This window comes from Wolbachia endosymbiont (group A) of Philonthus cognatus, assembly GCF_947251755.1.
GTDB classification, from domain to species: Bacteria; Pseudomonadota; Alphaproteobacteria; order Rickettsiales; family Anaplasmataceae; genus Wolbachia; species Wolbachia pipientis.
In genome coordinates this window covers 1,064,761-1,078,355 of record NZ_OX366388.1, presented here as the reverse complement: position 1 = coordinate 1,078,355, position 13,595 = coordinate 1,064,761, and the positions used below count along the sequence as shown (strand labels likewise).

Here is a 13,595-nt window from a genome sequence, read left to right as displayed (position 1 = left end):
TGTGAGCATTTACATACGTTTTGAAAACCACAAACAAGTAGAAACAACAACACTTGAAAGCAAGCCAACTGGAAATGATTGGTATGAAGCACCAGAAGATTTTGATTGGCAAAAAAGTTATTGTTTAACAGAGGGAGGAGAAATTGCTCAGCGTACTAAAGAAGATATACAAAGGAGTTACTGGATAATGCGAAGCTTTGTGCATTTGATAGTATGCGTTTTTATTATGATAGCTATATTAACCAATATGCAGGGAATTCTCACCAAAAAGCTAAATCTTATGAGATTCAAGCAGAAGCCGCAAAAAGCATTCTAGCAGCACCAGAGTCTATAAGTAAAAAGGATACAGAAATTATAGAACCATTAGCAAAAGTCCGTGGTATTACAGTTATTGAAATGGCAAGAATAATTGAAGAAAAAGCAAAAAAAGCAGTAAAAGAAATAATTAAATGTGAAGAGTTGGAAGACATTACCAAGAAGAAAATTGCAGAAGCCAAAAGTAAAAATGAGCTAGAGAACTTACTAAACGATTTTAAACAAAAGATACAAAGAAATGGCTGAAGAATTTTTACACGGAGTAAATGTTATTGAGGTAACCTCAGGAGCAAAGACAGTACGTACAGCTAAATCATCAGTGATAGGTGTAATTGGTACTGCACCTGAAGCTGATGAGCAAAAGTTTCCGCTAAATAAACCAGTGTTAATTGCAGGAAGCTTAAAAGAAGCAGCAAGACTTGGAAAGAGTGGCAGTTTACCTTCTGCAACAAACGGAATATTTTCCCAGATTGGTGCAACAGTAGTAGTTATTCGAGTTAAAGAAAGTGAAAACAGCGATTCAAAGCTCAAAGAAAGTGAAACTATCCAAAATATAATTGGCGGTGTTGATAAAGAGACTGGAGAGTATCAAGGGATAGAGGCATTCCTCAGTAGTGAAAGCATAGTTCATATTGCTCCAAGAATATTAATTGCACCTCAGTTTACTCATCAGTTACCTAAAATAGATGGTGTAAATCCAGTAGTGAGTGCTTTAATTTCCATAGCAGAAAAATTAAGAGCAATTATTGTTGCAGATGGACCAAATACTAATGATGAAGAAGCAATAAAATGGAGAAAAAGTGTAGGCAGCTCAAGAGTTTACGTAGTTGACCCTTGGGTTAAGGTATTTATTGAAGGAAAAGAAGGAACCTTGCCAGCAAGCCCATTTGTAGCTGGTTTAATAGCAAAAGTAGATAGCGAACAAGGATTTTGGCATTCACCTTCAAATAAAGAAATAAACGGTATTGTTGGCACAAGCAGGCCTATTGATTTTACGCTCGGTAATACAAATTGTAGAGCAAACCATTTAAATGAAAATGAAGTAACAACGATAATTCATCAAAATGGCTACAGGCTTTGGGGAAATAGGACATGTTCAAATGACTCAAAATGGGCTTTTCTATCAGTAAGGCGTACTGCAGATCTAATCAATGATAGTCTACTTCGGGCTCATCTATGGGCAGTTGATCGAAATATTACCAAAACTTACATAGATGATGTGATTGAGGGGGTGAATTCTTATCTTGCAAATTTAAAAGCACAAGGAGCGATTATCAGTGGAAAATGCTATGCAACTCCCGAACTCAATACACCGGCGAATATTGCAAGCGGGAAAGTGTCTTTTGATTTTGAGTTCACGCCACCATATCCGGCTGAGCAAATAATATTCAGATCTCATCTTGTAAATAATAGTGTAATAAGTTAGGAGAAAGCGAAGTGTTACCAAAAATACTGAGAAATTTTAACGTATTTGTTGATGGTAGAGGTTACGCAGGAAAAATAGATGAAGTAACCTTGCCAAAACTTACCATAAAAACCGAAGAATACCGTGCAGGCGGCATGGACATACCCATTAGCATTGATATGGGCATGGAAAAGCTTGAAGCAGATTTCACTTTTTCTGAATACGATACAGAGCTCTTTCGGCTATTTGGGTTGATAAATGGAAATTCAGTAGCTTTGACGCTTCGTGGTGGAATGCAAGGAAGTGGAAGTAATGATATTGAAGCAGTAATCATCAACCTTAGAGGCATATTCAAAGAATTTGATTTTGGTAGCTGGAAACCTGCTGAAAAAGCAACGCTGAAGTGTACTGTAGCTGCCCATTATTATAAACTTACGATAGGTGGTAATGAATTGATAGAGATCGATGCTGAAAATATGATGAGAAAGATAAATGGTATTGATCAGATCAACTATGTTTTTTTAAATTTTTTGAATTTAGTTTTATTACAACTCTTGTTTATAACTTTGTATTTTTATTCAATTAAAAAATGTATTTTTGGTAACAAAAACCCTAGTTTACTACAGAAAGAAATTTATATCAAACAACTACCACTGCTTAGACCGTATGGTTGATGAATATGTGCTTTAAATTTGTGTGGGCGCACATATTCATCAACCTATTTTCTATGCAGATTTTAAAAATTTACGTTGACTGCTTCTTTAAGTCTTGCATTAGCAATCACTATAATTTTACGCATTAGAGCTGTTATAGCTACCATCTTTTTTTTACCTCTACCAATGAGATCAGAATAAAAAGCACCAAGTACAGATTTAGACTTTGCAGCAGCCATAGCAGCAGTAAAAAGCTTTGCACGAACATTGCTTCTACCACCTGTTATCCTTCGGTAACCAATAGTTTTACCGCTTTCTTTTGGATGCGGGGCAACTCCAGCAAGACTTGCAACTTCTTTTTTGTTTAAGTAGCCAAGTTCTGGCATCAGGCATACAAAATCTTGAGATAACTTGATACCTATTCCCGGTACTGTTCTAAGTATTTTTTGGCGCTTTTGTAACTCTAGATTTTCATCAATGATTTTTTGTATTGCATTATTGATCTCATTTATCTGACCGTTAAAAAAGTCAATGGTTTTTTGGCAACTTTCTTTTATATGCTCGTTTTCAGGTGCTTTCAGTCTACATTTCTCTTGAACTCTCATTTGTGTAATGTCATCACGTCGTTGACAAAGTGCAACTAAGGCTGTTTGTTCTTTTGACATAGGCACAAATAGAGATAGAGTACTATAGCGTTCACATCCATATTGAGCAAGAGCTCTTGCATCTGATTGATCAGACTTTGCTAAAGTTCCATGAGATATGACAAAGCTTTTTACTTTGCGAGTATTAGCTCGATGTACAGCAACATTCTTATCAACAAGAAAATGTGCTAAGCCAAGCTCATATTTTCCAGTGTTTTCCAAAGTTACTAGAGAATTAGGTAGGATATCTGAAAATTTTTGAAACAACTGTTGCCAACCAGTAGCATCATTGTCAAACTTGATAGTGCTCTTTTGGTTGTGAGTTGCGGCAACATTTTTAAATTTTCCGATATCAATTCCAATGAAATTTTGATAAGATGTAATCATAATAAATAACCTCGATAGTTTAATTAATTTAAGATTGTAAACGGGTGCATACATATGTCCCATGCAACTATTCAAACGTATCGAGAGATGGGGCTAGTGTACCTTGATCTGAACGGTTGTAATACCAATGGCTCTTCGGTCGCACATGCCCGTGATAGCCCTATTCCTATAGTGAGTAGGGTTATCTTTCCCTCTTATCTCTTTTATATCACATTTTTAACTTACAATGGCTTTGTTACAAGCGGTCTTAGGTATTTAGGTTTAGTTTTAAAAAGATTTTAGAATTTTATTTTTTAGGAGAAAGTATGACAACAGTAAAACTTGATAATCCAATACCAGTTGATGGTATTTCTGTATCAGAGCTTACCATTAGACGTCCAAAAGTTAGAGATTATCTAGCTATTGAGAGAATTAATGGTAGTGATCTGAGTAAGGAAGTAACTTTGACTGCCAATCTAACATCAGTTGCAAAAGAAGCAATTGAAGAGTTAGATATTGCTGATTATGTAAAAGTACAAGAGGTATTAAAGGATTTTTTTTCACCGATTATCCAAAAAACTTGAGGTTAGAAGTATTAATGTTCAGTTCTGTTGTAGGAGGCGGGGTTGAACAAATACTTGAAATGGAAATGAATGAATTTATCCTATGGCATGAAGCAGCGAGGAAGGTACAATGTCAACGTTATCTATAAAAATTGGAGCAGTCCTAGATGGCAGTTTTAATACTGTAATAAAGGGCAGTAGTAGTCAACTTACTCGTCTTGGTGAAAATATAAGGAAGCTTGATTCATCTTTAAAGTCAGTATCAAAGTTTAAACAGTTAGGTCATGATGTTTTGACTAGCAAGAGGTCGTGGAAAGGCTTTGAAGATCAAGTAAAATCTTTAGCTAAACAAATGAAAGCGATAGAGAAACCAAGCAAAACTTTAAAAGCAGAATTTGACAAGGCCAAAACCTCCGCAACAAAAGCAAAAGAAGCATACTTAAAAAAGAGAGATGCTTTACATTCATTTAATGAAGAAGTAAGGAAAAGTGGAAGAAATATTAAGTCATTAGTAAGTGATCAATATAAACTTGGTTCTTCTATTGAAATACTAAAAGGTAAGTATGGTAAGCTTGGGTCTGCAATACGTAATCACCAAAGTTTTTTAGCAAGCAAATCACATTTTAAGTCACAAATTATAGAGACTATTGGGCTAGGGCTAACGCTTGCAGCGCCAATTAAAGTTGCTGTTGATTTTGAATCGGCTATGGCTGATGTAAAGAAAGTAGTAAGGTTTGATAGTAAAAAAGATGAAGCTAATAAATTTGCTCAAGAGCTCAAAAAGTTGTCTCGTGAAATACCCTTGTCAGCTGCAGAATTAGCACAAATAGCTGCAAGTGGTGGTCAACTTGGTATTGACAAAAATGATCTTATTAAGTTTACAACAGTAGTTGCCAAAATGACCACAGCGTTTGATATGTCGGCAGAAGAAGCTGGTAATGCTATTGCAAAAATATCCAATGTCTATGGAATTAAAGTTGATGGCATGGAAAATGTAGGTAACATAATAAACCATCTTTCAGATAATACTGCTGCTAAAGCAAAGGAAATGGTTCTTACACTGAATAGAATTGGCGGTAATGCTAAACAGTTTGGTTTAGAAGTTGATCAAGCAAGTAGCTTAGCAAGTGCGTTCATAAGTTTAGGTAAACAACCCGAAAAAGCAGCAACTGCTATAAATAACTTTCTTAGTAAATTACAGACCGCAAGAGAGCAAAGTCCTGAATTTCACGATGCATTAGATGAGATGGGAACAAGTATAGAAGAGCTCGAACAAACTATTAAAAAAAATCCTCAAGAGGCAATATTGCAATTTCTTGAAACTTTAAAAAAAATAGATGACCAAGAGCGTGCCGGTATTCTTATGAATCTATTTGGCGCTGGGTTTCAAGATGACATTGCTCTTTTAGTAGGAAGCTTAGACATTTACAAGAAAGCTATTGAACATTTAGCTGATAAAGAAAAATATAACGCTTCAATGCAGGACGAATTTAACAATCGGGCAAATACTACAGCTAATAAATTACAATTACTTAAAAATGCAGTATTTGAAGCTGGCATGAATCTAGGGTCAGTAATGTTGCCTACTTTAAATTATGTAGCTGGAAGTTTGAAAGCAATAACAGAGCGTATAGCTTCTTTTGCAGAAAAATATCCAACTTTAACTACGGCAATCATGAGTACTTTAGCAGCTTTGATAAGTTTGAAAGTCTTAGTAGTGGGAGTAGGCTACGGAATTACTTTATTAGGAAGTACAATTTTTGGTCTTAAAGCAACGATATTGGCAACATTTTCATTTTTATCAGCTATAGTTTTTCCTGCAGTAATAACAGGGCTAAGAGCAATAATACTCGCTGTAATGACTAACCCAATTGGACTTTTAATAGCGAGTCTTGTTGCTGGTGCAGCTTATGTTCTAACTAACTGGCAAAAAGTGAAAGACTTTTTCTCTAGCTTTTGGAAATCACTCATTGAACCTATAGGAAAAGCTTTTTCATGGATGGGAAATAAAGTTAGAGGTTGTCCGGAAACAGGTAAAAGGCTATGATATTTGAAATTTTAGTATGGGGTAAAGATGAGAAAAAAGTATCCAACAGATCTAAGTGAAAGGGAATGGGCACAAATAGAGAAGTACTTCAGAGTATCATACAAAAAAGGAGGAAGACCGCCAAAATATAGTAAAAGAAAAATGTTAGAGGGAATTTTCTATGTATTGCGTACAGGGTGCCAATGGCGGTATTTACCAAATGATTTTCCGCTATGGAAGACTGTATATGAGCAGTTTAGGCAATGGAAGAAACAGAGGATTTTTGAGAAAATGAACTATGATATCACTAAATATAGTAGGTCAAAAATGGGAAGAAATGAAGAGCCGAGCGCATGCATAGTGGACAGTCAGTCGGTAAAAACCACGGAAAAAGGGGGGTCAAAGGTTATGATGGTGCGAAAAAGGTAAAGGGGAGAAAAAGACATATAATTACAGATACTCAGGGTTTTATACTAAGTTGTTACGTAGGAGCTGCTAATGAAAATGATAGAGATGGTATTAAAATAGCATTAAACAATATGAGAACAAAATATACTAAAGTAAAAAAAATGTGGGCTGATATGGGGTACCAAGGAAAAGATTTAAAAACCCATATAGAGGAAGAATATGGCATAGATATTGAAATTGTGAAAAGGCCTCCATGTAGGTTTTGGGTGCATAAAGATACACCACTAGAACTATTGCCACAACGGGATCCTGGATTTTTAGTACAGCCGAGAAGGTGGGTGGTAGAAAGGACTTTTGCTTGGATCAATAGGAATAGAAGACTATCAAAAGAGTACGATTTACTTACAACATCTACTGAAAGTTTCATATATCTGGCTATGAGTAGGGTTATGTTACGGAGGGAATATGCCTAAGTTTACTAGTTTCCGGACAACCTCTTAGTAGCATATTTGCTGAGAATAGCCCGATTAGAAAATTTGAAAATAATGGAAACGTTGTTAATAGGCTTTCTAAAAATAGCATTTTCAGTAATGGAAACCCATTGATAAATAATAGTGCTGTTAAACAATTTTCAGAAAATAGTAAAAGCAATTTTGAGAGTTTTAAAGTTAAAAGTGTTATAGAAGAAAAAAGAGATATGGAACAAGAAGAAGTTGAGAGAGCACCTAAGAAAAGTAGATATGAAAATAGGGAATCAAAAGTATATAATCAAGCATTCTATCAAACGTTTAATATCAACATTAAGTCTGAAGATGTCCGCAGCGTTGCTGATGCAGTAATAGAAAGATTTAGAGAACAAGCACGTGGAGCACTTTTTGATATAGTTGAAGAGTTGCATTAATGTTGCTTGGAAAATGTAAGCTTGAACCAACAAGCCTGAGATACAGTAAAGAAGAAAGATGGTATACAATTGAATGTATTGAAAAAACGTCGCTACAAAACATTGGCTCAGGAATTGAATGTATTGATCTGACAGGAGTGATTTATCCACGTTATCAGAGTAATGGCTTAGAACAGCTAAAAAATATACGTGATACTCAAGAATCGCACGTTCTGGTTGATAATTCAGGAAATATACTTGGGAATTTTGTTATTACTAATGTAGAAGAAAAACAGATATTATTTTTTCCTGATGGAAAACCGAGAAAAGTTGAGTTTATTTTGAAGTTAAAAAGTTATAGCAAGTGATTTATTATTACACTAAAGAAAACGAAATGTTAGATCAAATTTGCTGGAAACATTATGGATACAGTAGTGGAGCAGTGGAGGAAGTATTGCTTGAAAACCCAGGCCTTGCAGAACATGGAAGTTTTTTGCCCGCTGGATTAAGAATTAAGCTTCCTAAAATTCAAAAAATACTGAAAGAATCTGTTATAAATATTTTAGATGAATGACACCAGATTTTGATATAGTAGCAAAAAATAACCCAGTAACAGAGGTTTTAAAAAAGAGTTTAATATTACTACGTGTCACTGATGGATCAGGTACTACAAGTGACGAAGCTGAGATATGTATTAATTATAGCTCTAGCGCTTTAGAACTTAAGGGTAATTTACAGGTTTTTCTAGGATATAAAGAAACAGGTTTATTACCTATGGGGGTATATAAGGCAAATCAAATTACAATACAAAGTCCACCACAAACTTTAAGAATAAAATGTGACGCTGCAAGTTTAAGAGGATCATTAAAGGAAAGAAAATCAAAGGAATGGAAAGACATTACCTTGGGAGATTTGATTAAAGAAATAGCACAAGAACATGGGTATGAAGGTAAAGTCGCTGAAAGATTTGAAAATATATTTATACCACATATCATCCAAGCAGAAGAAAGCGACATGAGTTTTTTGGAAGGATTAGGCAAAAAATATGATGCACTAGTAAAACCAGCAGGAGGATATATAATTTTTATTCCGAAGGGAGAAGCAAGATCAGCGACTGGAAAGATGTTAGGTACAACAGTATTAACACCTAAAGATATTATAAATTGGGAGGTAAATTTTAATGTACGTAACAAATATGGATCTGTTATTGCAAAATGGCACAGTTATGAGAAGGGAGAAACTATAGAAGAGAAAGTGGGAAATGAGGGTCCAAGTTATACCCTGCAAACGCTTTACTCTACCGCAGAATCAGCAATTAGTGCAGCAGCAGCCAAGTTAAAACAACTAAAACGTAGTACATCAAATTTAAATGTAACTGTTCCTGGTAATCCAGAATTATTTGCAGAAGCTAAGATCAGCCTTTCAGGATTTTGTCAGGAAATTGAAGGTGAATGGGTAATTAGCAAGGCAGAACATATTCTGAATAATAGAGGATATCAAACTATAGTAGAGGCAGCAGTGAGCAAAGCTATTTAAATGAAACTTAAGCAAATGATTATTTAATTCTAAAAAAATGTTAGACATGAATAAAATAAGTAAGAACATAAAGAATAAGATAAATTTTCTATGGCTTATGATAACAATTATATGTGTTGTTGTTACATGTTGCTATACAAAGAGTAAAGCTGTGAGTAATTATAAAACAGTACTACAAATTGCTTCTGAAAATTGTAACTTAGAGGTTGTAAAATTTTTGGTAGAAAATCTATTAGATGTTAATGTGCAGGTTCCTAAATTAACAGCATTACATTATGCTTCAGAGATAGATTGTTTAGAAGTTGTGAAGTTTCTAGTACAAAAAGGAGCTGATGTAAGTGCTGCTGACGGATACGAGCGATGGACACCGCTGCATTATGCTGCAGATCAAGGACGTTTGGAAATTGTTAAATTTTTATTAGACAAAGGAGCAGATCCTAGTGCTGTAGCTAAAGATGGAAGAACACCTAGAAGCATGGCTGTAATATCAGAAGAACGTAATAAAGATAAAAACAAGCAATACAGAGAAGTAATAAAACTACTTTCCAATGCAGAAGGCTCGCTCAAAAATAGCAAGTAATATCAAAGATATATTGGAGTCATAAGGATCTGCAGAAGAGCAATACGAATTCAAATAGTGACTACCACAGCAAAATATAGAAACTGAACATATTTCTTCTTTTATCAGTAATTTGCAATTATTTTATAACCAGTAAAAAATATGCTAAACAAAAAAATCCCAATCACAGTAATAGTAACGATGGTAATACAAACCATAGCAACAATTTGGTGGCTCGCTAAGCTTGATTTACGGGTTCACATGCATGATAAATTTATAGAGCAGAACAACGGATTGACCGTTATGGTATATCGTCTGGAAGAGCGGGTAAAAAATCTTTCTGAGGAACTTGACGAATTCAAAGCCAGCTCAAAGTAGTTATTCTGGTTCATAAGGCTTGGATTGCGATTGACGATTTTTCCAATTTTCCACGTATTGCTCAACTAACAGAGGATCTCCCATTATAATCAGTAGGTTTTCAGTATTCCTTGATTCAGCTGCATATGTAAAATTAAAAGATCCAGTTATTACTTTGCTATCATCAATAATAATTATTTTATTATGAGCAATTGCAGGTTTATAGTCTATGTATATCGGTATTTTTTGCCTAAATAATTCATTGATGACGCTGTATTTTGAGCTGACCTGTGATTCATCTAGGATAACCCTAATATCAATACCACGTTTTTTTGCTCTAATTAAAGATTGTGCAATAGGCTTTGAAGTAAATTGATATGCCTGAACCAACACGGATTTTTTAGCATGATCCATAGAATCAATTATTAGACTGGTACAATTTTCTCTAGGAGTGAAACATACAGTAGTACTTGGACAAGAAACACAACCTGATAAAAGAGAACAAGTTAATAAAATCATTAAATATCTAAACATGACTAAATATATCCTTTCAGTTGACGGTGGAGGCATAAGGGGCATAATACCAGCCATAATATTAGCAGAAATAGAAAAGAGAGCAAGAAAACCTATTTCCCAGATTTTTGATCTTATGGCTGGTACTTCAACTGGTGGAATTGTTGTAGCAGGGTTATGCAAAAAAGATCAACAAGGAAATCCTCAATACTCTGCCAATGATTTGGTTGAACTTTACCAAAAGTACGGGTCATATATTTTTAAATCTTCATTTTTTAGGCGATCAATATTATCTTGGTTTAACTGTGCACAATATCCACATAAAAACATCGAATCGATATTAGAAAAATATTTTGGTGATGATACTCTACAAAACACTTTAAATAATGTACTGCTTACCAGTTACGACATTCAGAATAATTGCCCATTTTTCTTCAAAAGCTGGAAAGAGGATAGGAATTTTATTAAATTAAGGGATGTATTAAGAGCAGCAACTGCAGCACCTACTTACTTTGCACCTAAATATTTAAAAATCAACCAAAAGGAAATGGTATTAGTGGATGGAGGGGTATTTGCCAATAATCCAGCTGCTTGTGCATATGCAAGTGGCAAGAGGTTATTTCCAAATGATAATATTCTACTGTTATCGATAGGTACTGGAAGAACAGACAGAAGCATAGAGTATGCCAATTCAAAGAGATTTGGAAAAATAGGCTGGATCAAGCCACTACTGAATGTGATGTTTGCTTCAAGTTTAGATGCAGTCAACTACCAACTTGATCAAGTTATAGCTGATAAATATATACGTATACAATTGCAATTGAAGCTAGCGTCGGCTGACATGGATAACATTACATTAAAAAATATCAAATTTCTTCAACAGGAGGCAAATGCAATGATAGAGGAAAATCAGAAAGTGATAGAGAAATTCTGTGATGTTTTATCTTGATACGTCAAATTCTGCAGAGCTAAACAAGGATTTAGATATATTAAATATATAACTATTTTTACTTATATCTTAATATATTATTTAACACAATTCAATTTTCACACTCATCAGCAGTTAGGCCACTTGCTCGCACAATAACATCACTAGCAACACCTGCCTCTGCTAGATTTTTCGCAACTTTGATTTTTTCTATTTTTTTAACTTTTTCCTTACTATTCTTCATATCCCTAGATAAAAATTTCTTCACTAATTCTTGCTCTTCAGTTTTTCTGAGTAAATTGAGTAGTTCACTATCTTCATTTGTTTCAGGTAGCAAAACTTTAATATTCACTGATAATGCTCCTGCCATTTCATATAATTTATCAAATGTTATAGCAGTGTACCCTCTTTCATATTCGTGTATTTCCTTAAGTGTTAAACCAACTTTATCCGCCAAATCTTTTTGAGTATATCTCCTTATCAATCTCCATTCTCTTATTCTTTGCCCTACTCTGTAGTATATAGAATCAGTGCAGACTTCTTTCTCTGTATTATCATACTCGTAAATAGATAAGCCGGTTGCTTGGGAAATTATGTCAACTGAAACTCCTTCTTTAACTAGATTTTTTGCTACTTCTAATCTTGCCTCCTCTTGATTGATTTTCTCGCTAATATGAACAAACCTGACTAATGAAGGTACTATTTTGCCTAACTTTTGATTCTCATATATTTTTGTTAGATAGAGTATTTCTTCGTCTTCATCTTTATACTCTCTTACTACTACTGATTCAGGTAGCAGATCTGTAACAGTAGCTGATAATGCTTTTGCTATTATATATAATACTTCAACAGGAATAGCGCTATAGCCATCAACTATGTTTTTTAAAATTTTTTGAGTTTAGTCTCATTTGTTCATAATTTTGCATTTTTATTCAATTGAAAAATGTATTTTGGCAACAAAGATCCCAGTTTATACAGAAAGAAATTTATATCAAACAGCAACCACTGCTTAGATTTTATGGTTAACGAATATGTGCTTTAAATGTGTGTAGACGCACATATCCGTTAACCTATTTTCTATGCAGATTTTTTTATTTCATATTAATTGCTTCTTTAAGTCTTGCATTGGCAATTACTATGATTTTTCGCATTAGAGCTGTTATAGCTACCATCTTCTTTTTACCTCTACCAATAAGATTAGAGTAAAAAGCACCAAGTGCAGATTTAGATCTTGCAGCGGCCATAGCAGCTGTAAAAAGCTTTGCACGAACATTGCTTCTACCACCTGTTATCCTTCGGTAACCAATAGTTTTACCGCTTTCTTTTGGATGTGGAGCAACCCCAGCAAGACTTGCAACTTCTTTTTTGTTTAGGTAGCCAAGTTCTGGCATTAGACACACAAAAACTTGAGATAGCTTGAGACCTATTCCTGGCACTGTTCTCAGGATCTTTTGACGCTTTTGTAACTCTGGATTTTTATCAATAATTCTTTGTATGGCATCGTTGAACTCATTTATCTGATTGGTAAAAAAGTCTATTGTTTTTTGGCAACTTTCCTTTATATAGTCGTTTTCAGGTGCTGCAAGCCTACATTTCTCTTGAGTTCTCATTTGCGTAATGTCATCACGACGTTGACAGAGTGCAACTAAGGCAGTTTGTTCTTTTGACATAGGCACAAATAGAGATAGAGCACTATAGCGTTCAAAACCATATTGAGCAAGGGCTTTTGCATCTGATTGATCAGTTTTTGCTAAAGTTCCATGTGATATGATAAAACTTTTTACTTTACGAGTATTAGCTCGATGCACAGCAACATTCATATCAACAAGAGAACGTGCTAAACCAAGCTCATATTTTCCTGTATTTTCTAAAGTTACAAAAGAATTAGGTAGAATATTTGAAAATTCTTGAAACAATTGTTGCCAACCAGCATCATTATTATTGAACTTGATAGTGTTTTTTTGGTTGTACACTGCAGCAACATTTTTGAATTTTCCAATATCAATGCCAATAAAATTTTGATAAGATGCAATCATAATAACCTCGATAGTTTAATTAATTTAAGATTGTAAACGGGTGCACATATATGTCCCACACAACTATTCAAACGTATCGAGGGATAGGGCTAGTGTACCTTGATGGCTACGGTTGTAATACCAATTTTCATTCGGTCGCACACGCCCGTGATAGCCCTATTCCTATAGTGAGTAGGGTTATCTTTCCCTCTTATCTCTTTTATATCACATTTTTAACTTACAATTTTCATAGCTGTTCACTTCTTGGTATGTTAAACCTATTTGACCTGCTAATCCTATTTGAGTATGACCTCGCATTAACCTACAATTTTCTATTTTTTGCCCTATTCCATAACTAACATTGCTTGCAGAAACAAACACATATACCTCCATTTAAGAAAAAAACTCTATTACTATAATTTTTCCA

14 protein-coding genes and 4 pseudogenes are annotated in these 13,595 nt (G+C 34.4%); 13 read left to right on the top strand and 5 right to left on the bottom strand.

Annotation, left to right across the window (positions count from 1 at the left end; translation table 11 throughout):
- Position 1 precedes the first annotated feature (1 nt).
- The 3 genes and pseudogenes from OPR21_RS05040 to OPR21_RS05030 all read left to right on the top strand — a co-directional run.
- Positions 2-561: pseudogene (locus tag OPR21_RS05040) on the top strand (hypothetical protein).
- On the top strand, positions 554-1,741 hold the full coding sequence (locus OPR21_RS05035) for a phage tail sheath subtilisin-like domain-containing protein (protein ID WP_265029713.1): 1,188 nt from the start codon (positions 554-556) through the stop codon (positions 1,739-1,741). Before OPR21_RS05040 ends, OPR21_RS05035 begins: the two are co-directional and overlap by 8 nt.
- 11 nt (positions 1,742-1,752) lie before the next feature.
- Positions 1,753-2,229: pseudogene (locus OPR21_RS05030) on the top strand (phage major tail tube protein); the annotation flags it as partial.
- Positions 2,230-2,456: 227 nt separating this feature from the next.
- On the opposite strand, the gene OPR21_RS05025 reads toward OPR21_RS05030, so the two are convergent.
- Positions 2,457-3,404 (bottom strand): IS110 family RNA-guided transposase, encoded by a 948-nt coding sequence (locus OPR21_RS05025; protein WP_265029711.1) that lies wholly within the window; start codon positions 3,402-3,404, stop codon positions 2,457-2,459.
- A 305-nt stretch (positions 3,405-3,709) separates the two neighbouring features.
- Here OPR21_RS05025 and OPR21_RS05020 point away from each other — a divergent pair, with 305 nt between their 5' ends.
- From OPR21_RS05020 to OPR21_RS04980, 9 genes and pseudogenes are all read left to right on the top strand, one after another.
- The gene (locus tag OPR21_RS05020) at positions 3,710-3,967 is read left to right on the top strand and encodes a phage tail assembly protein (protein ID WP_265029710.1); all 258 of its coding nucleotides are present in this window, start codon (positions 3,710-3,712) and stop codon (positions 3,965-3,967) included.
- 109 nt (positions 3,968-4,076) lie between these two features.
- Positions 4,077-5,966 (top strand): annotated as a pseudogene (locus tag OPR21_RS05015) (phage tail tape measure protein); the annotation flags it as partial.
- A 54-nt stretch (positions 5,967-6,020) separates the two neighbouring features.
- Positions 6,021-6,853 (top strand): IS5 family transposase gene (locus OPR21_RS05010; protein WP_265029708.1). Its coding sequence is split into 2 segments (ribosomal slippage): positions 6,021-6,387 and positions 6,387-6,853, totalling 834 coding nucleotides; the frame shifts between segments, so codons are not numbered across the junction.
- Between the two features lie 128 nt (positions 6,854-6,981).
- Positions 6,982-7,281 carry a hypothetical protein gene (locus OPR21_RS05005; RefSeq protein WP_265029707.1) on the top strand — a complete coding sequence of 100 codons (300 nt, stop codon included), beginning with the start codon at positions 6,982-6,984 and terminating at the stop codon, positions 7,279-7,281.
- Positions 7,281-7,628 carry a phage tail protein gene (locus OPR21_RS05000; protein ID WP_265029706.1) on the top strand — a complete coding sequence of 116 codons (348 nt, stop codon included), beginning with the start codon at positions 7,281-7,283 and terminating at the stop codon, positions 7,626-7,628. Before OPR21_RS05005 ends, OPR21_RS05000 begins: the two co-directional genes overlap by 1 nt.
- A gap of 26 nt (positions 7,629-7,654) precedes the next feature.
- The gene (locus OPR21_RS04995; protein ID WP_265029705.1) at positions 7,655-7,834 is read left to right on the top strand and encodes a tail protein X; all 180 of its coding nucleotides are present in this window, start codon (positions 7,655-7,657) and stop codon (positions 7,832-7,834) included.
- On the top strand, positions 7,831-8,796 hold the full coding sequence (locus OPR21_RS04990) for a phage late control D family protein (protein WP_265029704.1): 966 nt from the start codon (positions 7,831-7,833) through the stop codon (positions 8,794-8,796). Before OPR21_RS04995 ends, OPR21_RS04990 begins: the two co-directional genes overlap by 4 nt.
- A gap of 151 nt (positions 8,797-8,947) precedes the next feature.
- A complete protein-coding gene (locus OPR21_RS04985; RefSeq protein ID WP_320157056.1) occupies positions 8,948-9,376 on the top strand; it encodes an ankyrin repeat domain-containing protein in 429 nt (142 codons plus the stop codon).
- A 141-nt stretch (positions 9,377-9,517) separates the two neighbouring features.
- On the top strand, positions 9,518-9,733 hold the full coding sequence (locus tag OPR21_RS04980; protein WP_265029702.1) for a hypothetical protein: 216 nt from the start codon (positions 9,518-9,520) through the stop codon (positions 9,731-9,733).
- On the opposite strand, the gene OPR21_RS04975 is transcribed toward OPR21_RS04980, so the two are convergent.
- A complete protein-coding gene (locus OPR21_RS04975; RefSeq protein WP_265029701.1) occupies positions 9,734-10,246 on the bottom strand; it encodes a phospholipase D family nuclease in 513 nt (170 codons plus the stop codon).
- On the opposite strand from OPR21_RS04975, the gene OPR21_RS04970 reads away from it, so the two are divergent.
- Positions 10,245-11,174, top strand: a complete 930-nt coding sequence (locus OPR21_RS04970) for a patatin-like phospholipase family protein (protein ID WP_265029700.1) — start codon at positions 10,245-10,247, stop codon at positions 11,172-11,174. The two genes, OPR21_RS04975 and OPR21_RS04970, sit on opposite strands and share 2 nt — an antisense overlap.
- A 91-nt stretch (positions 11,175-11,265) precedes the next feature.
- Here the strand turns inward: OPR21_RS04970 and wmk are convergent.
- From wmk to OPR21_RS04955, 3 genes and pseudogenes are all read right to left on the bottom strand, one after another.
- Positions 11,266-12,021, bottom strand: a pseudogene (wmk, locus tag OPR21_RS04965) (WO male-killing family protein Wmk); the annotation flags it as partial.
- A gap of 223 nt (positions 12,022-12,244) precedes the next feature.
- Entirely contained in the window at positions 12,245-13,189 is a 945-nt protein-coding gene (locus tag OPR21_RS04960) for an IS110 family RNA-guided transposase (protein ID WP_264377456.1), read from the bottom strand.
- Between the two features lie 204 nt (positions 13,190-13,393).
- The gene (locus tag OPR21_RS04955) at positions 13,394-13,549 is read right to left on the bottom strand and encodes a helix-turn-helix domain-containing protein (protein ID WP_265029699.1); all 156 of its coding nucleotides are present in this window, start codon (positions 13,547-13,549) and stop codon (positions 13,394-13,396) included.
- Between the last annotated feature and the right edge of the window lie 46 nt (positions 13,550-13,595).